20 protein-coding genes are annotated in these 21,832 nt (G+C 59.3%); 4 read left to right on the top strand and 16 right to left on the bottom strand.

Annotated features, from left to right (window positions below):
* Positions 1-30 precede the first annotated feature (30 nt).
* The 3 genes from NR164_RS24670 to NR164_RS24680 are packed head-to-tail and all read left to right on the top strand — an operon-like array spanning position 31 to position 3,020.
* Positions 31-675 (top strand): DsbA family oxidoreductase, encoded by a 645-nt coding sequence (locus tag NR164_RS24670; RefSeq protein ID WP_057005726.1) that lies wholly within the window; start codon positions 31-33, stop codon positions 673-675.
* A 37-nt stretch (positions 676-712) separates the two neighbouring features.
* Complete coding sequence (locus NR164_RS24675) at positions 713-1,825, top strand: alkene reductase (RefSeq protein ID WP_128192418.1); 1,113 nt, start codon at positions 713-715, stop codon at positions 1,823-1,825.
* Between the two features lie 52 nt (positions 1,826-1,877).
* Complete coding sequence (locus NR164_RS24680; protein WP_256823370.1) at positions 1,878-3,020, top strand: FAD binding domain-containing protein; 1,143 nt, start codon at positions 1,878-1,880, stop codon at positions 3,018-3,020.
* Positions 3,021-3,187: 167 nt separating this feature from the next.
* On the opposite strand, the gene NR164_RS24685 is transcribed toward NR164_RS24680, so the two are convergent.
* Both NR164_RS24685 and NR164_RS24690 read right to left on the bottom strand, forming a co-directional pair.
* Complete coding sequence (locus NR164_RS24685; protein WP_017847593.1) at positions 3,188-3,457, bottom strand: DUF2790 domain-containing protein; 270 nt, start codon at positions 3,455-3,457, stop codon at positions 3,188-3,190.
* A 405-nt stretch (positions 3,458-3,862) separates the two neighbouring features.
* On the bottom strand, positions 3,863-4,984 hold the full coding sequence (locus NR164_RS24690) for an amidohydrolase family protein (RefSeq protein ID WP_128192416.1): 1,122 nt from the start codon (positions 4,982-4,984) through the stop codon (positions 3,863-3,865).
* Positions 4,985-5,261: 277 nt separating this feature from the next.
* On the opposite strand from NR164_RS24690, the gene NR164_RS24695 reads away from it, so the two are divergent.
* The gene (locus NR164_RS24695) at positions 5,262-6,161 is read left to right on the top strand and encodes a LysR family transcriptional regulator (protein ID WP_046382743.1); all 900 of its coding nucleotides are present in this window, start codon (positions 5,262-5,264) and stop codon (positions 6,159-6,161) included.
* Positions 6,162-6,393: 232 nt separating this feature from the next.
* Here NR164_RS24695 and NR164_RS24700 read toward each other — a convergent pair whose 3' ends face one another.
* From NR164_RS24700 to NR164_RS24765, 14 genes are all read right to left on the bottom strand, one after another.
* A complete protein-coding gene (locus tag NR164_RS24700) occupies positions 6,394-7,029 on the bottom strand; it encodes a hypothetical protein (RefSeq protein WP_256823371.1) in 636 nt (211 codons plus the stop codon).
* On the bottom strand, positions 7,026-7,727 hold the full coding sequence (locus NR164_RS24705; protein WP_017847589.1) for a hypothetical protein: 702 nt from the start codon (positions 7,725-7,727) through the stop codon (positions 7,026-7,028). The genes NR164_RS24700 and NR164_RS24705 overlap by 4 nt, the downstream gene beginning before the upstream one ends.
* A gap of 104 nt (positions 7,728-7,831) precedes the next feature.
* Positions 7,832-8,593 carry a phosphate ABC transporter ATP-binding protein PstB gene (gene pstB, locus NR164_RS24710; protein ID WP_017847588.1) on the bottom strand — a complete coding sequence of 254 codons (762 nt, stop codon included), beginning with the start codon at positions 8,591-8,593 and terminating at the stop codon, positions 7,832-7,834.
* Positions 8,594-8,669: 76 nt separating this feature from the next.
* Positions 8,670-9,563: a phosphate ABC transporter permease PstA gene (pstA, locus tag NR164_RS24715; RefSeq protein ID WP_026140105.1), complete on the bottom strand. Its 894-nt coding sequence runs from the start codon at positions 9,561-9,563 to the stop codon at positions 8,670-8,672.
* Positions 9,563-10,528 (bottom strand): phosphate ABC transporter permease subunit PstC, encoded by a 966-nt coding sequence (gene pstC, locus NR164_RS24720; protein WP_046382745.1) that lies wholly within the window; start codon positions 10,526-10,528, stop codon positions 9,563-9,565. The genes pstA and pstC overlap by 1 nt, the downstream gene beginning before the upstream one ends.
* A 74-nt stretch (positions 10,529-10,602) precedes the next feature.
* On the bottom strand, positions 10,603-11,634 hold the full coding sequence (gene pstS / locus NR164_RS24725; RefSeq protein ID WP_026140103.1) for a phosphate ABC transporter substrate-binding protein PstS: 1,032 nt from the start codon (positions 11,632-11,634) through the stop codon (positions 10,603-10,605).
* Between the two features lie 453 nt (positions 11,635-12,087).
* Positions 12,088-13,086, bottom strand: a complete 999-nt coding sequence (locus NR164_RS24730) for a helix-turn-helix domain-containing protein (RefSeq protein ID WP_256823372.1) — start codon at positions 13,084-13,086, stop codon at positions 12,088-12,090.
* Positions 13,087-13,157: 71 nt separating this feature from the next.
* Positions 13,158-14,636 (bottom strand): aldehyde dehydrogenase family protein, encoded by a 1,479-nt coding sequence (locus NR164_RS24735; protein ID WP_057005720.1) that lies wholly within the window; start codon positions 14,634-14,636, stop codon positions 13,158-13,160.
* Between the two features lie 71 nt (positions 14,637-14,707).
* A complete protein-coding gene (locus NR164_RS24740; protein WP_079444315.1) occupies positions 14,708-15,556 on the bottom strand; it encodes a VOC family protein in 849 nt (282 codons plus the stop codon).
* Positions 15,557-15,578: 22 nt separating this feature from the next.
* Positions 15,579-17,225, bottom strand: a complete 1,647-nt coding sequence (locus NR164_RS24745) for a bifunctional 3-(3-hydroxy-phenyl)propionate/3-hydroxycinnamic acid hydroxylase (protein ID WP_256823373.1) — start codon at positions 17,223-17,225, stop codon at positions 15,579-15,581.
* A gap of 30 nt (positions 17,226-17,255) precedes the next feature.
* Entirely contained in the window at positions 17,256-18,068 is an 813-nt protein-coding gene (locus NR164_RS24750) for an IclR family transcriptional regulator (protein ID WP_079444313.1), read from the bottom strand.
* Positions 18,069-18,071: 3 nt separating this feature from the next.
* Complete coding sequence (locus tag NR164_RS24755) at positions 18,072-18,923, bottom strand: fumarylacetoacetate hydrolase family protein (RefSeq protein ID WP_057005716.1); 852 nt, start codon at positions 18,921-18,923, stop codon at positions 18,072-18,074.
* 231 nt (positions 18,924-19,154) lie between these two features.
* Positions 19,155-20,600, bottom strand: coding sequence for a carotenoid oxygenase family protein (locus NR164_RS24760; protein WP_256823374.1), 1,446 nt, complete (start codon positions 20,598-20,600; stop codon positions 19,155-19,157).
* Between the two features lie 45 nt (positions 20,601-20,645).
* Positions 20,646-21,827, bottom strand: coding sequence for an MFS transporter (locus NR164_RS24765; RefSeq protein WP_057005714.1), 1,182 nt, complete (start codon positions 21,825-21,827; stop codon positions 20,646-20,648).
* Between the last annotated feature and the right edge of the window lie 5 nt (positions 21,828-21,832).

Consider the following 21,832-nt stretch of genomic DNA (forward strand, 5'->3'; position numbering starts at 1 on the left):
GGGGTGAAACATTCAACCACGGAGACCGTCATGAGTTTGCATTCATCCAAAATTCAGGTGACTTACGACTTCATCTGCCCATGGTGCTGGATCGGTGAGGAAAATCTTGAACGCGCGCTGGCCGCTTCGGGTTTTTCAACGGACCGCCCAATCAGTTTCCTGCCTTATCAGTTGAACCCGGACATGCCGGTTCGAGGCATGGATCGCAAAGCCTATCGCTCTGGCAAGTTCGGCAGCTGGGCGCGTAGCCAGGCCATGGACGCACAGGTCACCCACGCCGGTAAGGCCGTCGGCCTTGAGTTCGATTATGAGCGCGTCGAAAAAACCCCCAACACCCTGGCCGCGCATCGGTTGGTATGGCGCGAGCAACAGGCGGGTCGAGACGCTTCCTTGCTGGTCAAGGCCATTTTCAAGGCGTACTTCAGCGAAGGGCGGGATATCGGCGACCTCACTGTGCTGGCCGACATCGCTGCCGAAACCGGGCTGGACCGAGAGGTCATTGTCGACTTTCTCAAGGCCGATGAAGGCACCGCTGAAGTCTTGAAGCTCGAAGCCCAAACCAAGGCGTCCGGTGTGCGCTCGGTGCCGAGTATCCAGATCGCGGATGACGTGATCAGTGGCGCGCAGCCCATCGAAATAATGATCCAGATACTGAAGCGAAGCCAAGCCGCCTGAGGCGGTTTTTCAATCCCAATCCATTCAGGACATCATCATGACTCATCACTTGTTCAGCCCTATCAAACTCGGCCAATTCACCCTCGATCACCGCGTCGTCATGGCGCCTCTGACTCGCTCGCGAGCGGGGCAACCTGGCAACGTACCGACATCGATGAACGTCGAGTACTACCGTCAGCGTGCCAGTGCTGCATTGATCATTACCGAGGCTACACAGATTTCGCAGCAGGGCCAGGGTTACGCCTGGACGCCCGGCATCCATAGCGACGAGCAGATTCAGGGCTGGAAGGCTGTCAGCGAAGCCGTGCACGCAGAAGGCGGGCGCATTTTCCTGCAGCTCTGGCATGTGGGGCGAGTGTCGCACCCGGTGTTCCAGCCTAACGGCGGCTTGCCGGTGGCACCGACCGCGCAGCCAGTGCCCGGCAAGACCTTCATCCTGAATGAAGAGGGCGAGGGCGTATGGGGTGATGTACCTGTCCCTCAGGCGCTGGACATTCCTGGGATCGAAGCGATCGTTGGTGACTTCCGCAGGGCCGCTCGCAACGCGATTCTGGCCGGTATGGATGGTGTGGAAATTCACGCGGGCAACGGCTACCTGCTCGACCAATTCATCAACAGCGCCAGCAATCAGCGAAGTGATCGCTACGGGGGAAGTATCGAAAACCGTGCGCGGTTGCTGCTTGAAGTCGTGGAAGCCGTGACCGCAGAAGTAGGTGCCGAACGTGTTGCTGTCCGCCTGACACCGATGGGACGTTTCATGGGAATGGGCGATGACACCCCGGAACAAACCTTTGGCTACATCGCATCCCGGCTCAATCACTGGAATCTCGCTTACCTGCACCTGGTAGAACCGATGATGGTCGGCACAGTGCTCGATGAAAGTAACGATCCACGCTGGGACGCGATCATCAAGCAACTGCGTACTGACTTCCACGGCGTTCTGATGTTGGCGGGTGGCTACTCCGGCGAAACGGCCGAACAGGCCATTGCGCAGGGCCGTGCAGACCTCATTGCGTTTGGTCGACCGTTCATTGCCAACCCCGACTTACCGGCTCGCTTGCGTGGTCGCAACGAACTCAACGTGGCTGACGGCAACAGCTTTTTTGGCGGCGACGCCAAGGGGTACATCGACTATCCGGTGTTGGCATAACGCAACGGTAAACCGCAGCTGCGGGAATCACCCTGCAACGAGGAGAAAGGTAATGAAGAGTTCAGGCGTTCCAAAGGCCTTGGTCATTGGTGGTTCCCTGGGCGGGCTGTTCGCCGCCACGGCGTTACGCGCGATTGGTTGGCAGGTCGATATTTACGAGCGATCCCCTGCGGCGATGGATAGTCGTGGCGGGGGCATCGTTCTGCAAGCGGACGTTCTGCACCATTTTCGTTATGCGGGCATTCATCCGGCAGGAGCGCTCGGCGTCCGGTCCCATGATCGTCTCTATCTGGATCGAGAGGGTAGCGTCGTGCATAAAGAGCCGATGCCGCAAACCCAGACGTCCTGGAACACACTGTACAGCTCATTATTTTCTGCATTTGCTGCTGAGCATTATCACCGTGGCAAGACGTTGGTGGATCTGACTCAGAATGAACACCGGGTGACTGCGATTTTTGCCGACGGCAGCACTGCCGAGGCAGACCTGCTGATTGGCGCTGATGGCTCGGGTTCAACCGTGCGAAGCGTGGTGTTGCCTGGAACAGTACCCAGCTATTCGGGGTATGTGGTGTGGCGCGGGCTGGTCGATGAAGAGCACCTTCCAGACTTCGCCAAAATGCAGCTTTACGAGGACTTTGTTTTTCAACAAGACCCTGAATCGCTGATGCTGGAATACATGGTGCCGAGCGTGAATGGCTCCGTTAATCCGGGCGAGCGTCGGTTCAATTGGCTGTGGTATTTGAAAGCTGCACAAGGGGCGGAACTGGACGCTGTGCTCACTGACAGCGATGGCCGTCGGCGTAGTCACTCCATTCCACCCGGAGCCTTGGCCGCTGGGCAGGATGCTTACATACGGGGAATGGGGGAGCGGCAGGCGAACCCGGCTTTTCGGGAACTGATTCGCCAGACCCAAGATATTTTTGTGCAAGCGATCCTTGATCTCAAAGTTCCTCAGATGGTGTTTGGCCGTGTGCTGTTGACTGGCGACGCCGCTTTTGTGCCGCGTCCTCATACCGCCGGAAGCACGGCCAAGGCAGCCCGCAATGCACTGGCCCTGGCGCAAGCAATCGACGACATCGGCGACCTCGATAAAGCCCTGCTTGCCTGGCAGCACCAACAACTTGCAGAAGGCATGCGTATGGCGGATTGGGGGGTGAGTATGGGCAATCGGATTATGGGGATCGCCCAAGCCTGATGGAGCGGCTCACATCGGACTTATTGGCGAGAGCCTTGCGTTGGCGGGATGAAAGTGGGCTGTGATCGTTGGGCTGTTGCAGTCTTTCTAGACTGAATATAAAAAGAGGAGATTAGCTTCAGATCGAAGCGGTCTCCTCTTTTTTAGCACCTGTAAACTTTGAAGTTTTAACCATTCTGGCAAGCGCCACCGAGTATTTTGTATTGCAGGTCGTGCGTTATACCCTTGTGATCCACATACACCATGTGCGCGTCCACTGGGCCACAAGCGTTGTTTGTGTCCTCTGCAGTAGTGATGTCGATGACCTTGGCGATATCCAGGTGTTCGGAATAATTGTACCGCTCAGGTTCAGGGGCAGAGGCATTGTTGTTGGCGCCATCATGGGCTGAAGCGTATACGCTAAACATCATCAGTGAGGCGAGCATTGCATATTTCATCAGGGTGTCTTCCAGTAAGAATGAGAGAGGGGACAAGATCTCTTTGTTTGCTTCTGGAGCTGATTATGCTGTCGCCAGGTTGTTTGTAGAAATGCTCAGGCGGGATACTGATTATTACCGAAAATGATGTTTATCCATGTTTGTCTACAGATGGGCCAATATAATTTAATGGGTGTAGTGCTTGCTGTCGGCAATGCGGGTCGGTTGGTTTTTATAGTCTTTTGACTGATTTATTTAAAGTCGTATGGGCCCATGGTTATGATTGATCAGTATTTGTTTATTCGGTTCGATCATCTTGGCTGGGATCCCGAGCGAACGGCAGAGACGATTTGGTGAAGTCTTGAACGGTTCGCAAAAAAAAGGCCGGTCAAACCGGCCAAAGGGAAATCGAGAGTTTCGCCAACGCTATACGGGGAGTTTCAGGATTCTGGCCGCGTTGGCGCCGAGTACTGCCGCTTTCTCGCGCGGACCCAAGCCTACGCTTTCGACAAAACGCACCGGCTGTTCATAGCCCATGTCGAAGCAGTAGTCGCTGCCCAGGACCAGATGGTCGATACCGACGTTGGCGATCAAATAGTCCAGCACCGGCCCGGAGTGCGACACGGTGTCGTAGCTGAATCGCGTCAAGTAGCTGCTCGGCTTCTGGGCCAGGCGTCGTGTCTCAGGGCGTGAGGTCCACCCGGCATCGAGACGTCCCACGAGTATTGGCAAAGCCCCACCGGCGTGAGGCAATGACACATGCAGTTGAGGGTATTGATCCAATACTCCGCCGAGGATCAGGTGTGACGCCGCGATAGCGGTATCGAACGGGTTGCCCAGCAAGTTGCTCAAGTAGTAGTTGCTCAGACGGTTGCCGCCGACCGTTTGTTGCGGGTGCAGGAATACTGGGAGTCCGAGCTGTTCTATACGGGCAAAGACGGGCGCGAAGCGCGGATTGTCCAGGTCCAGGCCGTTGATGTTTGTGCCCATGTACACCCCACGAACCCCAGGCAATTCGGCGGCGCGTTCCAGCTCGGCGATGGCATCGTCAGCCTCTAGCATCGGCAACGTGGCCAGCACCACAAAACGTTGTGGGTGTTGGCGATGGACCATCGACGCAGCATCGTTCCAGGCACGTGCCAGGCGGGCATTGAGTTGTCGATCTGCCCAGTACACCATTGGCACGCTAAGGGACAGCGCCTGTACGTCGACGCCGGAACGGTCCATATCGAGCAAACGCGCCTGCACGTCGATGAATTTCAACGGCAATGGCCCCAATCCTCCGGCCGGGGTGGCGAAGCTGAAAGTAGTTTCCTGGCGGGTATAGCTTGCACCGAACGTTTTGCCCTCACTTCCCAGGAGGTGTAAGAACTCTTCAGGGTAGTAATGTGCGTGGATGTCCACCGATCGCACCGGGACATCGGCACCCTTCTTGATCGGTGCCGCCGAGGCGGGTGATAAACGGGTAACCAGCAGACCGCCGGCGGTAGCTGCCATGATGCCCAGCAGTTGGCGACGGGTCTTTGAAAGACAGCAGGGGCATTGCATCGTCGATCTCCTTTTTATTGTTGTCTTGACGGGTTCAAGTGCGCGCCTTTGTGCTTGCACGGGTTCAGAGCGACCGGTTCTCGCCGTGGCATGTACCCGCTCCGAGACGTCGCTCTATTAATCGGTCGATCATTTGATCAATTTTGATTATCATCCGATCAATAGGGGGATCGCAAGCCTCCTTAACCAATCAAGCCATTGAGCACAGCCATGCAAGACTCCCATTGCCTGGTCATGCACAGTCGCTACCTTTACCTTTCGATCTCGGAATCCGTGCATGGACAAGTTGCTGGCGCTGAAAATGTTTGTCGAAACGGTGCGCTGTGGGGGTTACTCATCTGCGGCGCGTAAGCTCGGCATCTCCACATCGTCTGTGACACGGCAGGTCGCGGGGCTGGAAAGTGAGTTGGGCGCCAGCCTGCTCAACCGCACCACGCGCAATACGAGCGTCACGGTGGCGGGGCAGCACTATTTCGATAAAGTCGTGGCGATCCTTGAGGCCATCGATGGCGCGGATGCCGTCGTTGCCGACCGTGGCAGCGAAGCTCAGGGGCGTTTGCGGGTCAGTGTCCCGGTGGAATTCGGCCGGCGAATCATCGCCCCGCACTTGGGGCGGTTGCTTGAACGCCATCCCGGTCTGGAAATCAGTCTCTCGCTGAGCGACGAGGTCAGTGACCTGCTCAGCGAACAAATCGATGTGTCAGTACGTCTTGGTTCATCGGTTGTCAGTGATGACATCGTCAGCAAGCGGCTGGGCTATTTCCAGCGTTGGGTGGTGGCGAGTCCCGAATACCTGACACGAACCGGACTGCCGCGACACCCTCGCGACTTGCTCGAGCACCCGTGCTTGCGTTTCGATTACCACACCGGCCACCACGACTGGACATTCCTGGGCGATGAGGACGTCATCCGCGTGAACGTGCAGGGACGGCTGCAAAGCAACAATGCCGACATTCTGCGCGAGGCTGCCTTGGCCGGTGGCGGGGTGACGCTATTGGCCGATTGGCTGGTACGTGAGGACGTCAGTGCAGGTCGGCTGACGCGGGTGCTGGAGCAATATGAAGTCAACCCAGGCAGTGCAAGCACCTGCATCAATGCGCTGTATCTGCCCAACCACCGTGGTTCCAGCCGCATCAGTGTATTCATCGCGTTTCTTCAGGAAATACTCGCGCCCTAAGCACGTCCTGCGCATCAGGCAAGATCGCGTTGCGCGTCGCTTTTGATCGAATTGACTGCCAGCCAATACCCGCGCGGCGTGCGAATACCCTCTTCCTCACCCGCAGGCCCACAACGTGTCCGGTTAGGGTAAAGGCAATGGAGCGATTTCGATGAACACACAAGAGAATGTCCAGACCGTGAAGATTTTTTTGCAGCCATGGGCCGCGGTGATAAGCCAGGGTTACTAAAAATCACGAGGGCACAATTTCCGAGCATTGTTGTGCTGGCTTCTTCTTCCTGAACGGTTGTTGCCAAGCGAGCTGTGCTTGGACTTCCGCCACGGCATCGAGGACTTTCTGTGCCCAGCGCTCATCCTCCGGATGCACGACAACAACGCGAAAACCGTGATCACGCCCTTCAGTCCGCACGCCTTCGGAATCGTCGACATGTAAGTCGATATCGAATGCCGGCGGAAATTTCGAGGGCGCGTTCGACAGGCCATGCACCGTCAGGGCACGGTTATGCAGCATGCTGTTGACCACCCCGTCGACGCGGATGCCGTACAGCAATAGCCAACGCCTGATGTAGGACGGAGTGCGACCGGACGAGGTGTAGACCCAAATACTGCAGCCCTGGCGACGTAACTCTTGGGTCAGGGAGCGTGTACCGATACGCAGTGGTTCACCCAGCCAACGATGCACACAGGCCGGCAGCCGGCTTGGCTCGACCGCGCAGTGGTGGAGTTGGCAGGCCAGGGTGTCATCGATATCGAACGAAATGCGTATGCGCTGACGCCTGAATCCGTGCATCGGGACGGCGCGCCGCATGGCGTGCCATACCCGGCTGCCGGAAGCTCGGCATTTAGCGAGCGTGGGATACCGGCTCATCGATGACCCTCCTGGTAAAGGGGCGAGGCCTTGTCGTTGAGAAGAAATTTCATTGAATCAGATGCCTGATCTTCCAGGAAGGCTGCATACTTTTTCTTGATCTTGGGCAATTCATACAACGCCTTGACGCCATGCTTGGCGGAGTTGCGTATGACCGATGACGGGTTGAAGTAGCCCTCGGCGTTTTTCAGCGTCAGCACGAATGGAGGCAAACCTGCGCGCATGAGCAAATAGCTGACGATGAGCGACCCACTGCGGTTATTGCCTTCAATAAACAACTGCGGCTTGCTGAGGATTCGCACGTAGACACCGGCTGCACGTTTCCAGACGGATTCGCTGCGATACGCACAGTACCAATTGAACAAGTCTTTTATCCCCCCCTCGACGTTGTTGAAGAAGTGTTCCTCGGTCGCCGCCAGATGTTGAGCGTATTCTCGTCGGCGTACCGGGTCCCGGCCACAGAGCACGGTGGCGTTGATCTCCAGCATCAGGTTCAGTTGCTGAAGGTCGAACAGGTCTACGCCGCTTGCGACATAGCTGTCAATCAACGCATAACCTTCAAGTACATTGTGCAGCACTTCGTCGGTCAAGGGGTCGCGCGGCTCGGTAAAGTGCCTGCTGAGCTCGGAAAAGCGGCTCTGCACCTCGCGTAGCGCGCGTTCGATTGCAGGTAGATCAAGACGACGGGGTGCAGGCATTGGCAATCCTGGGAAACGGTAGATAAGCAGGTAAAACGACCGGATGCCCGCTAAAGCACCTTTGGCACTATAGCGGTATGCGGTCTTGACTGGACGTTTGCTGTTTAGCTGAACTTGCCGCTGATGTAATCCCCGGTCATTTGTTCGCGCGGGTTATCGAAAATCTGCGCCGTTGGGCCCATCTCAACCAAATAACCGGTGCGCGTGCCCTGGGAAATATCAACCGAGAAAAACGCTGTCGTGTCCGCAACACGGATGGCTTGTTGCATATTGTGGGTGACCAGGGCGATGGTGTAATCCTTCTTCAGCTCAACCATCAACTCCTCGACCCGGCGCGTCGCGATCGGGTCGAGTGCCGAACAGGGCTCATCCAGCAACAGCACTTCAGGTTCGGTCGCGATGGCGCGAGCGATACAAAGCCGTTGTTGCTGGCCGCCGGAGAGTGACAGGCCGCTGACCTTGAGCTTGTCCTTGACCTCATCCCACAGCGCCGCGCCTTGCAGGGCGTGCTTTACACGGTCTCCCAGGTCGCCTTTGTAGCGATTGAGGCGCAGGCCAAACGCAACGTTGTCGAAAATGCTCATCGAAAATGGGTTCGGCTGCTGAAAAACCATACCGATGTAACGTCGCACGACCACCGGGTCAACGCCCTTGCCATAGACGTCTTGCCCAAGGAAATGCACGTGCCCTTCAAACCGAAAGCCTTTCACCAGATCGTTCATCCGATTGAGGCTACGCAGCACGGTACTTTTGCCGCAGCCAGAAGGGCCGATGAAACCGGTGATCTTGTTTTTTTCGATCGGCACATGGCTGTCACGTACCGCCATGAAGTTGCCGTAGAAAATTTTGTCCAGCTTGCAGTCCATGACGACAGGCGCCTGGGTGACAAACGGAGCGGCTATTTGCGCAGTTGATACGTTCAAAATTCAGATGCTCCCGTTCTCAATACTTGGGCTTGCCGAAAATGCGGCTGACAATATTCACGACCAATACGATCATCACCAGCACCAGCGAGGCTGCCCATGCGAGCTCGAGTTGGTTGTCGAAGGGCATACCGGAGAAGTTGTAAATCAGCACGGCAAGCGATGCCGTCGGATTCATGACTGCCAGGCTGCCGTCGTGAAAAATCCAGTAGTTGCTGAACAGCGCGGTAAACAACAACGGCGCGGTTTCGCCCGCGGCGCGGGCCACGGCGAGCATGACGCCCGTCAGGATTGCCGGCATGCCGGTAGGCAAGACGATTTTCCAGATGACCTGCGAGCGGGTACAGCCCATGCCGTAGGCCGCATCCTTCATGATTTTAGGCACCATCCTCATCGACTCTTCAGCCGTCAGCACGACGATGGGCAACATCAGTACCGCCAGTGCCACGCCACCCGCCGGTGCTGAATAGGTACCGGTGGTCATCACCACCAGCGCGTAGGCAAACACCCCGGCCAGAATGGATGGCAGGCCCGTAAGCATCTTGGCGGCAAAGCGCGCGGCGTTTGCCAGCTTGCTGTCTGGCCCCAGTTCCGCCAGAAAGATGGCCGCCATGATGCCGACCGGCACCGCGATTGCCGCCGCGATACCGACCATGACGAAGGTGCCTGCCATCGCGTTGCCGAAGCCACCGCCGGTCTCGAAACCGGTTGGCGGCAGTTCGGTGAATACCTCCAGGCTCAGGCGTGCCCCTCCGCGCGTGATCAGCATGTAGAGCACGGAAATCAGCGGCACGCTGGCCAGTAGAGCACCACCCCAGACCAGTGTGGTCAACACCAGGCTGCGCAGGGCGCGGCCTTCAAACTTGCGCTGCAGGCTTGGTAAAGCGGCTGTAGAGGAAGTGATGTCAGTCATCATTTAGTACCACGTTGGGCATAGACCATGATCATGGAACCGATGACGTTCACCAGGAGCGTGATAAACATCAGTACCAGTGCGGCGTACATCAATACTTCGATTTCGTTCGGCCCGGCTTCGGGGAAGTTCAGCGCCAACAAGGCCGCTAGCGTATTGGCCGGGGCAAACAGAGAAAGCGAGATGTTGTTCGCGTTGCCCACCAGCATGGCCAGCGCCATGGTTTCCCCCAGCGCGCGACCCAGGCCGAGGACCAGGGAACCGAAAATACCGGTGGCGGCGGATGGCACCATCACCTTCAGAATCGCTTCCCAATGGGTCGTCCCCATGCCGTAGGCGGCTTGCTTGGTTTTCATCGGGACACCGGTGAGGGCGTCCTGCGACACGGCCGCAATGGTCGGCAGAATCATGATGGCCAGTACCAACGCCGCAGGAAGCAGCCCCGGCCCGCTCAAGGTCGTGCCAAAAAAAGGTATCCAGCCCAGTTCGCTGTTCAGCCACGCCGTAAGCGGGCGAATCGTCGGGATCACCACGTAAATTCCCCACAGGCCATAAACGACGCTGGGGATGGCCGCGAGTAATTCGACGATGGTTCGAAACACGGCTGCCAGCTTCGCCGGCAGGAAATCCTGGGTCAGGAAAATCGCCATGCTGACGCCGAAAAAGCCTGCGATCAGCAGTGCGATCAGGGCGCTGTAGAGCGTGCCCCAAATGGCCGGCAAAATGCCGTACTTGCCTTGGTTAACGTCCCAGACGCTGCCGAGAAGCACATCAAAACCGTGCTTTTCCATGCCTGGAAGGGCCTTGCGTCCCACCTCGAATACCAAGGCGAAGACCAACGCCAGAATCAGAATCACCCCTATTCGTGCGAGCGCACGGAAGGTGCGATCAACCAGGAAATCCTTTGCAGAGGGTGGCTGGCAGGCAGAATCCTGGTTAACCGGTACGACAAAAGGTGTGCTCATAGGCTAACTCCGGAACAAGGGGGAAACGCTCCCGGTATGGCTGAGCGCGCATACCGAGAGAGGCCTCACGTGCGTTACTGGATGTTGGCGGACGCTTTGCGAACCTCATCGACAACCGATTTCGGCAGCGGGATGTAACCCATCGAGTCGGCGATTTTCTGCCCTTCGGTCAGGCTGTATTCGACCATTTCGCGCATCGCCTTGGCCTTGGCCGGGTTCTCGTTGTGCTTGCGGAAGATCATCCAGGTGTAGGACGTGATCGGGTAGGACTTGGCGCCGTCCGGATCCGGCAGCCAGGCCACCAGGCTTTCCGGCATTTTCACAGCCGCGAGGGCCTCGGCACCGCTTTCTGCGTTAGGGACAACGTACTTGCCGGCCTTGTTCTGCAGTTGGGCAAAGTCAACCTTGGCCAGCTTGGCGAAACCGTATTCGATGTAGCCGATAGCGCCCGGAGTCTGGCGCACGGTCGCTGTCACACCATCGTTCTTCGGCGATTTGATGAATTTGTCGCTGGCAGGCCAGTTGACGGTGTTGCCTTCACCCAAATCTTTCTGGAACTGTGGGTTGATCGTCGCCAGATGCTTTGTGAATACCGCAGTGGTACCGCTGGAGTCTGCACGCACGACCACGGTGATCGGCATATCAGGCAGTTTCAGGCCCGGGTTGGCTGCAACGATTTTCGGGTCGTTCCACTTGGTGATCTTGCCCAAGAAGATGTTGGAGTAAACGTCGCGTGGCAATTTAAGTTCTTTAGGATTGCCCGGCAGGTTAAAAGCCAACACGATTTCACCTGCCGTCATCGGCAGCAACTGCACGCCTTCGGCAACCTTGGCGATATCTTCGTCTTTCATTGCCGAGTCACTGGCGGCGAAATCGACGGTTTTGTTCAGGAAGTCCTGCACACCGGCGCCACTGCCCTTGGATTGATAATCCACAGTGACACCTGCGGTTTTCTTACTGAAATCCTTGAACCAGGTCAGGTAGATCGGTGCCGGGAAACTAGCGCCTGAGCCGCTCAGACGAACGCTTTCCTCAGCAAAAGCCATGGAACTTGCACAAAGAGAAACCGCAACGGCGAGTGCAGCAGACTTCATCAAATTTTTCATCGAAGGAACTCATTGTGATAACGGGCTCCCGAACTCTGCAGCACTTTCGTTAAGCTTTTATGAAAGTTGAATGGCGGGTCGCGCCAACCGCGCCAGGCGCTAGGGGCTGGCCGTTGTGCATTAGGTCGTCCAGCCTTTGCGAAACGTCGAGGTCAGGTCATTACCGTGAAGGTAAAACCAGTACCACCAGAACCCTGCAGCCGTTCGAGGCATCAGTCAGCGCACTGAGACTCTCCGGTGCGGGTCTTGAGTTCCTGAAAGACATGCAAGGCAACGCGGGAGAGAAAAACAGGGGGGCCGGTTTCTTGTCCCTGGGTGCCTTTGACGGTTTCGCTGGGGCGACGTACAGGATGACGGTTGATCGGTGCGTTACCAGCCCTTGCCGGGCGGTGAGGCGCATTGATCGCAGGGGCCGTCCATCAACGCCTTGGCGCTGGCGGACGGCGCCTGGGGTTACGCCGCAGTGGCGTTGGCACGGGTGTCGCTGGCGGTGTCACGAAACAACCGGGGCGACATGCCGAATGTCGCTTTGAAGTGCCGGCTGAAATGCGAGCTGCTGCCATAGCCCCAGGCATAGGCGATCTCGGTGAGGGAGCGATGGGCCTGTTCATGGTTGCGCAGGTCCTCGGCGCAACGGGACAGCCGACGCTGCCAGATGTACTCGCTGACACTGCACCCCAGCTCGTCCTGAAATGCCCGATGCAAGCTGCGCACTGAGCATTGCTCGGCGTTGGCGATGCGCTCGATGCTGAGGTCGCGGTCGGCCAGGTGACGCTCGATATACGCCTTGAGGCGATTCTGTTTGAAAAAGCGGAAGTCATGGTCGAGTTGCTTTTCATCTTGTTTGTTCTTCAGTGCATTGTTCAGCAACCCGGTGATGCTGTCGCCGATCAGCCCGGCCGATTGGCTGTTGAGCAGGGGATATTGGTGATAAGCGTCGCTGATCAAGTGCATCAGCATGCGCCCCAGCCCGTTGCGGCCATTCAAGTGCATGTCGCCGGTCTGCGTCAGTTGCCCGGCGGGGCCCTGGAATAGCAGGATAAAGTGCTCGCAGCCCTGGGTGCTGGTGACGCTGAGGGGTTTGCCGCAGTCGACCAGGAGCATTTCGTCCGGCGCGACGGTGCTGTTTTGCTGGCCTTGCTCGAAATGACTGACACCAGCGACCTGCAGTATCAACATGCGCGGTGTGTCGACGACATCAAGCGCCTTGCTCAGGTGGCGTGAATAGCGATGGGCACTGGCGGTCATGCGGCAGAAACGCAACTGGCCCAAGTCGCCGTATTCCAGGCGGCCCTGGAAGTTGCCGTTGTGCAACGGGTCGATGTTGGTGGACTCCAGGCGCTTTATATACTCCGGCGTGCGGCCCAGGTGATCGCTCATGAACTCTTTCCATTTCATCAGCCGATCAGAGCGAACGACTTGATCGGTGGATACGCAGGCTAGGTTATTCATTGTTTCGCCTTTTGTTTTTTTGTTTTGGGCTGGCGGGCAAGGTGTGAGCCTTGCCCGCTCCTGACAGACGATCAGAACGGGTAGTGATGGCCCCCGGCTTGCCAGGTGACCCAATGGGCTCGGGTAAACTCATCCAAGGCATAGTGGCCGTTGAAGCGTCCAAGACCGGAATTCTTTTCGCCGCCGAACGGCGCATTGGGCTGGTCATCGACGGTGATGTCGTTGATATGGGTCATGCCCGCTACGATGCCCCGGGCAAAGCTCAGGCCGCGTGCCATGTCACGGGTAAACACCGCGCTGGACAGACCGTACTCGCTTGCATTGGCCAACTCCAGGGCATGGGCCTGATTCTGCGCAATCATCAGCGGCAGCAACGGGCCGAACGTTTCATCGCGGGCCAAGGCCTGCTCGGGGCCCACTTCACCGAAGACATGGGCCGGTAGCACCAGCCCGCGCGCCTGGCCGCCACACAGTTGCTTGAGACCGGCACGCTCGGCGGCGTCGATCTTTCCAAGCAGGCCATCAAGCTGACTCTGGTTGACCACCGGCCCGATTACCGTATCGGCCTTGGCCGGGTCACCGGTCTTGAGATTGCGCACGCGCTCGACCACCAGCGCCGCGAAGTCGGCATACAGCGCACGATCAACAATGACCCGGTTGACGCTCATGCAGATCTGGCCCTGATGCAGGAAGCGCCCGACCACGGCGGCATGCGCCGCTATCTCGATGTCCGCATCCTCCAGCACCACCAGCGGTGCGTTACCGCCCAGCTCCAGGGCCACGCGCTTGATGTGCTTGCCGCCAGTGGCGATGCGTCCCACGTTGCGTCCCACGTCGGTGGAGCCGGTGAAGGAGATCAGGCTCGGTATCGGGTGTTCGACGAACGCATCGCCGATCTCTGCACCCGCGCCGACCACCACGTTCAGCGAGCCCGCCGGGAACCCGGCCTCTTCGAACAGATGGGCAATCAACAGGCCGCCGGTAACCGCCGTATCGCTGGCGGGCTTGAGCACCACGGTATTGCCCAGCGCAAGGGCCGGCACCACCGAGCGCATGCTCAGGTACAGCGGGAAGTTCCACGGGCTGATCACACCGACCACCCCCAGCGGCTCGCGAAACACGAAACTCTGTTCGCCAGGCTTGTAGCTGGTCAGGATCCGGCCTTCAACCTGCATCGGCAGTGTTGCGCATTCGCGAACCAGGTTGAGGGTGAACTGCCATTCCATGCCAGCTTTGATACGGGTACTGCCGGACTCGCGGATCAGCCAGTCGATGATTTCTTCGCTGCGGTTCTGGATGACCTGGGCGAGTTTTTCCAGTTGCGCACTGCGCTGGGTCGGGTGCAGCGCTGCCCAGTCGGTTTGCGCGCGTTGGGCGGCCTGGTAGGCGTCATCCAGGTCGGCCACCGAGGCCAGGGGCATTTCCAGCAAGGGTTCGCCGTTGAAGGGGTTGCGGTCGTCCAGGCGTCGTGCAGAACGACCCGCACGCCAGGTGCCGTTGATGTATTGGTCGCCGTTGATGGCGTAGGCCGCGAGTATTGGAGTTGTCATAGTCTTACCTTAGAGGCAGGTAGCCGCGTCGATTGAGGGTGGTGAGGGCAGACCCTTTAGGTTGAGCGTATTCAGCTTCGGATCCAGGCGCGTCCCCAGGCGTTGAGGGTGTATTCCTCCTGCGGCCAGACGCCAGGCGGGCGGGAGGCTTCGGTGATCTCCAGCTCGGCCGAGAATTCCAGGCGGTTGCGATCGGCATCGACCACCATGAAGAACAGGTTGTTGCCTGGGCCATGTCGTCCCGGGCCGAAGAACAAGGTGATCCGCTCCTTGGCGAAGCGGTCGCCCCAGTCGCGGATGTCATTCCATTCGTTGGTTTCGTAACAGTGGTGATCCCACTCGTTTTTCGATCCGCGGAAGAACGCCAGCGAATGGTGTTCATCGTCCGAACGCAGGAAGCAGGTGGTGAGCTGGCCGCTTTGCTCGTCGACGACATTGTCCGAGACGGTGAACCCCACTGTGTTGACGTAGAAGTCGATCATCGCTTCCAGCTCCGTGGTCTGGAACACCACGTGCTGCAGGCGCCCCGGCATGCCCTTGCGGTCGATGGTGGACGCGCCGCGAGACACGCCAAATAGGGTTTGCCGACCCTGGGGGTCACGGATTTGAAAGGCGCCCGCTTCCAGCAGCGGCGAGTCGAGCGCTTCGACCTGACAACCGTTGCCGAGCAGGCGCGCGCGCAGTTCACTCAAGTGCGCTTGGCTGCCCAGGTCATACGCCGCCGCGAGCAGGCCGCTATGGTCGGCGGGTGAAATCAGCATGGCCCGTTGGGGCCCCTGGAGCAGCCAGCTGCCGTCAGCCTGCGCCAGGCCGTCCATGTCCAGCAGGCGCTGATAGAAGTCGACCTGCTGCTGTGGAGCTTTGCTTGCCAGGTGCAGGTAACACAGGCGGGCGGGGGTGGAAGTCTGCAAGGTTTGCATAAACACCTCTGGGGCTGAAGGTTCAGGGGTAGACGGGCGCCATGCCCGGCTGATCCGCGCAGTTGTTCGTCAGGGTGATGCCGAACAGCGATTGCAATGCGTCGGCGACTGGGTCTTGCGTGGCCATCTCGAAGATGGCGGCGACATAGCGATCCGGACGCAGCAGCAGAAACTTCTGGCTGTCGCCGAGCAGGTCCTTGAGCGCATTCTCGCGGTCTTGCAGCACGGTGCAGCCGGGGATCGACGGTAGCGTCTGAACGTGCGCGGGCAGGATCAGGATGCGTTTGGCTTCCAGGTGGTCCCACAGACCGTGTCGCAGTTCATCGAGACGTGGATGGGGCAGGTCGCCATATTGGATCAGGGCGAAGCCGGCACCGATGGTCGTGTCCAGCAGGTGAGCGCGGCCTTGGGCATCGGTCAGCAATGGCTGAGGAAACATTTGCCCGCAGGCCAGTTTCCCGGCCTTGCCTTCGGGCAATACCAGGCCTTTGGTAAAGCGCGGTTTGGGCTTGAAGCGCATTTGCAGGAAATAATCGCGCAGCGGCGGCACCAGGCCGATGACCGCGAATGCCGCGCTGATCAGGCGAGCCCGCAGCACGGTGGCTGGCGCCATGACCACGCCAAGGTTCAGGGCCAGCTTGATCAAGGCCCAGGCATGGTCGCGCCGCTCGCTTTCGTAGGACAGCAGGGCGTTCGCCGCCATTTTGCCCTTGAGCACGGCGACCAGCTTCCAGCCCAGATTGTGGGCATCGCGAACGCCGCTGTTCATCCCTTGCCCCGCGTAGGGCGGGGTCAAATGCGCGGCATCGCCAGCGAGAAATACGCGGCCGACCTGCCAACGCTCGGCGATGCGGGCATGAAAGGTGTACACCGTCTTGCGCACGATGGACACCGGGGCATCGCCTTTGAACGGACGAAGCAGGGTGTGCAGGCATTCGGGGCTGAGCACCTGCGCATCGGTTTCGTCCGGCTTGAGCAGGAATTCAAAGCGCCGCGTGCGGTGTGGGCCGGGCACTTCCACCACGGGGCGGCGGGCATCGCAGTACACGCGGGTCTGCCAGAAGGGGTCGTCATCCTGGTCGGTATCGACCACCAGCCAGCGTGAGGAGAAGCTCGACCCCACCATCTCGATCCCCAGTTGCTTGCGCACCGGGCTGCGGCCGCCGTCGCAGGCGATCAGGTAGCTGGCCTTGACGTTGAGCAACTGGCCATCGGCATCCTTGATCAACGCGTGCACGCCATGCTGGTCTTGGGTGAACTCGAGCAGCTCGTGATTGAAGCGCGCGGTCAGGTTCGCAAAACGCTCAAGGCCGGTCTTCAGCGTGCTTTCGAACAGCGGCTGGCGGAAGGCGTTACGCTTGGGAAACCCATATAACCTGCCGGTCGGCTCGACCTTGCCGAAGCAACGCCCGCCCGCGCGGGTGAAGTAATGCACGCCATAACCGGGCACCACATCGCGCAACACGGCGTCATCCAGCCCGATGGCTTGCATGGTGCGCAAGGATTCATCGTCGATCGAGACGGCACGCGGTTCGGTCACGGTGCCGGGTTTGCGGTCGATGATCAGGCTGTCCACGTTGGCCTGGCCGAGGAGGTTGGCCAGGGTCAGTCCGGTAGGGCCTGCCCCGATGATCAAGACTTGGGTGCTGAAGCTGTTGAGGGTTGTCATTGTTATTCCCTTCCAAAGTTTTCAGTCTGGCTACGCGGGGCGGTGGGTGAGCGTCGCCATGCGCTGCGACAACGCCTGTGCGAGGGCCTGCATTTGTGCCCCTTGTTGCGCTTCCTGGGCGTTGTCGCGCTCCTGAATCGGACGCAGGCAACTGATGCTGCCGACCACCTTGCCGTCGTTGTCGAAGATCGGTGCCGCCAGGCCGTAGACGCCGGGGTCAATTTCAGCCGCGCTGGCGACATAGCCCTGGCGGCGCAGTTGCTGCAGTGAGCGGCGGAATTGTTCCCAGGTCTGTCCCAGATGGCTGGCGCGCACTTCATCGGGGTTTTCCAGAAACAGCTGACTGTGTTGGCGCGACGTCATGTTGGCGAGGATCGCCTTCGAGGTCGCGCCGAGGAACAGCGGCCTGGGTGAGCCGCGGGAGTAGCTGACCTCGCTGAACAAGTCGCCATGCTGGTGGATACACACCACCTGGTTCTTGAACAGCCGGCAGATCAGCCACACCTGTTGCTCGCTCCAACGCGGCAGGTCTTGTTCCAGGGCTTGCGCTGCGCGTACCAGCGGGTCGCTCAGGCGCAGTTGGCGGTCCCAGGTGATAATCCGTGCGCCCAACGCGTAGCGGCCGGCTTCGACCTGAAACAACAGGTTCGCCTCAGCCAGTTCGCGCACGTAGCGGTAGATGGTCGACCGCGTGTAACCCAGCGCAGCGCCCATCTCGTCGACCGCCCAGATCGGGCTGGTCTCGGTAAACAGATCCAGCACCCGCAGCATGCGCTCCAGGCTTGAGCCTTTGCTGTCGGCGTCCTGCTCCGGCAGGTGTTCTGATTCAGGTAATGGCTTCATGGCTTATTGTTCATCGGCGATGCTGTTGCGCAGGATGCCGATGCCCGATATCTCGACCTCGACGGTATCGCCGGGCTTCATCCATACCGGCGGTTCACGGAATGCGCCGACGCCACCGGTGGTGCCGCTGACAATCACATCGCCGGGCGCCAGTTCGGTGAAGGTGGAGCAGTATTCGATCAGGTGGCGCACGTCGAAAATCATGTCGCTGGTGCGGGTGTGTTGCATCACTTGGCCGTTCAGGCGCGTGGTCAATTCCAGGTCCTGCGGGTCGCCGATCTCATCGCAAGTCACCAGCCAGGGACCGAAGCCGCCGGTGTCCGGGAAATTCTTGCCCGGCACGAACTGGATGGTGTGCTTCTGCCAGTCGCGGACGCTGCCATCGTTGTAGCAGGCATAACCGGCCACATACTCCAGCGCCTGCGAAGCCTTGACGTGGCGCGCGGTTTTGCCGATGACCACTGCAAGTTCGCCTTCGAAATCCAGCTTATGCGAAACCTTTGGGCGAATGATCGGTTGCAGGTGTGCAACCTGGCTGTCGGCGAAACGCGTGAAAATCATCGGGTAGGTCGGCATCTCCCGACCGGTTTCACGCACATGGGTGGCGTAGTTGATGCCAATGCACAGCACTTTGCCCGGGTTTGCGATCACTGGCAGGAACGTCACGTCCGCCAACGCTACGCGTGGCAGCGCGGCCAGGATGGTCGGCGTCAGTTCACCCAGGCGATTGATGGCGATGGCTTGCTTGAGGTCGGTGCCAAAGGTGGATTTGACCGATTCCAGGTCAATCACCTGAGCGCCCTCGACCACCCCGTAGGTGGTACGGCCTTGAACGATAAAGCTCGCGAATTTCATGAAGTGTCCTCTCGGAAAGGGGAGCGTGAGATGGGCTGCAATGGGCTCAATCTAGTCTTGCGAATTAATCCTGTAAAGTGGGATTTTTGTATAAATCCTGCATTTCGGAATAAATGTTATTTTTCTGTTCGGTGATCGGATTGCTGCCTGAAACGCCAAGCAGCCCGTGCCATTCCAGTATGGGATGGCTACGGGCGTGGCTATTGGAGGGGAGGGGAACGCTATGCCGATTTAGCGCGGTGCCCAGCAGCCGTGCAGCGACATCCGCATACGGAATGGGACTTTGATGCGGGCGATGGGGCCGGCCGCCATGTCAGTGGAGTCCAGCACCACCAGTTCACTGCGCCCTTCGACAATCAGGTTGAGCAGGCAGACCACGTAGCCATCGCCTTCCGCTGCCGCGGCGGAGCGTGGAATGAAAATGGGTTCCTGAAAGCACCCGCTGTCACCGGGAAACCACGCGTCGGTGACACCGGTTGTCAGGTTGATGTGAGCCAGCAGGTTGAAGAACTGAAACGGCATCGGGCCATTCGCCGAGTTATACGGCCGCTGCGGATCAAAGGCGAGCAGGAATCCGTGTTCATATTTGCGGCCTATGTAACGGTCATCGCAGCGGGGAAATTCACAGGGATAGTCCGTCAGCGCCTGCGGTTGCAGTTCGTCCTGTGCGCTGCTCAGGTCAAAGACCCAGCGCATCAGGCTGGCCGCCAGGGTTTCCGGCGGCGGTACGAAACCGTCCGCCTGGGGAAAGAAGTAAAAGACGTTGCCGCCGGTGACCGGCATGTCCACATAGACTTTACCGTCTTCGTCGAACGCGTTCAGGGTATGGCCCTGGAAGCCGTCCTTGGGCCCTTTGAACCAACGCACCTCGCGCGCGTCCCCGTGGCGCGGCACCACGGCAAACAGCTGGGGCAGTTCGGGCTGCCACTGGAAATGCTGGCCGCCTTGTTTCATGCGCTCGACGTCCACCGTCAGGGGGATCAGCGGGAACACCACATAATGCTCGGTGACCGCGAAGTCGTGGACCATGGCGGCGTAGGGCGCCTGGAACCAGATCTGGTGCAGCAGTTTGCCCTGCGGCGAAATTTCGAAATACGCCATGTCGGGTGTGCCGTCGCCTTTGGCTTCGTAGCTGAAGGCCAGCAGGTTTCCGGTCACCGGGTCGAGCTTGGGATGGGCGGTGAAGGTGGCTGAATCGATCTGCCCGTCGAAATTCCACTCGCCGAGGGTCTCCAGCGTCTGCGGGTCCAGTGCCCACGGCATGGCATCTTCCTTGAGTGCCAGCAGGACGTTGTTATGCGGGATCACCGAGGTGTTGGCCGTGGTGTTGTTTTTTGCCGCGAGCGCGTCGTTGGTGTAGGCATTGCGATAGACGCCGTTGAGCGAACGCCCTTCACGGCGCTGGGCGACCAGGCGATCGGTGAGCACATAGCGCCGACGCAACGAGACCTTGCCATCGGCAAAATAGAAGCCGCTGACCATGGCGTCGCCGTTGAAGAAGATATCCGTGCCCAGCATGGGCGGGTATTGCGGGTCCGGCGAGACTTGATAAAAGGTCCCGTGGATCGCCTCAGGCACAGCGCCTTCGATCTCCAGGTCGAACACGTCGGCTTCTACGCGGCTGGGGGTATACAGCGCGCCGGAAAACTCGGGGGTTTTGGGAAATGGAATATTCATCGCGTCATCTCATTGATCCAGTGGGTTCACGTCAGGGCAGGGTATTCAGGCAGATTGTGGCGACAGGGCCGGCGCGCGCGGTTTGAGGCCTCGACGAAAGCGCGCCACCACCAGGCACGAAATGATCAAGGCCACTCCATACGCCGAGGCTGCCAGCCACCCCACGGCCCGGAAATGCCCTTCGCCGACCACCAGCGCGGCACCGAACGGGCCCAGCCCTTGGCCGACAAAAATCGCCGCGTTGCCCAGGCCGGCCAATCGACCGGAAGGGTCCAGTTCGGCCGCCATCGACAGCAGGTAGGGCAGGCTGAAAAACCACACCATATGGATCAGGCACGCCGTGGCGGCGAACGCGACGGTGCTGTCGCCATAGACCATCACCAGGGTCGCCAGCAACGCGGTGCCAAAGCTCAGCAGTTGCGGAAACAGCAAACCCAGGCGGCGCCCCAACAGCCCGGAGAGCCCGGCTCCCAGGGCCCCTGCAAGGATGCTGCCGCCGAGGATGGCGCCGATCTGCTGGGGTTCCAGGCCAATACTTTTGCCAATTCGTTCCTGATACACCCACAGCGCGGAGTGCCCGAAAAACAACAGTGCAAACAACAGGATCAGCAGTACGGCAGTCAGCCCGAACGGCTGAGCCGCACCCTGGGCGATGCGATGGGCGTCAGGGTAGTGCCTGGGGATTTTCCAGCAACCCAGCGCCGCGAACAGGCTGGTGATGGCCAGCAAGGAAAACGCGCCCTGCACGCCAAACGCCTGCAAGAGCATGGGCATGGACGTCACCAGCAGCATGCCCCAGAGCAGGTTGCCGATATTGATCACGGCGAATGTCGCGTCTTTCGACCTGCGCAGCGCCGCAGTCGCATACACCACCGCCATGACCGCGCCACCGCTGGCGCCGCAGATGATCCTGAACACCATCAGCCAGGCCTGGCTGTGCAGTTGTGTGCTCGCCAGGTTGCCGGCGGCCAGGATCAGCAAGGCAACCAGCGCAAAGCGGCGGCGGTCGACCCGTGCCATGAACAGAGCACAGACGCCGCAGGCGATGGCCATCGCGATCAACTCGGCGGCGAAGATCGCGCCGATGGCATTGAGCGGCAGCCCCAGTTGATCAATCAACGCGCCGCCCAGGATCGGCTGGATCTGCAGCGTTCCCAGGGAAATGACCATCATCAGGCAAATAGCGCCCAGTGATTTCTTGCTGTCGATGGAGTCGAGCGCATTCATCGCAT

Origin of the sequence: Pseudomonas sp. Pse79, from assembly GCF_024519615.1 — a bacterium.
Lineage (GTDB): Bacteria > Pseudomonadota > Gammaproteobacteria > Pseudomonadales > Pseudomonadaceae > Aquipseudomonas > Aquipseudomonas veronii.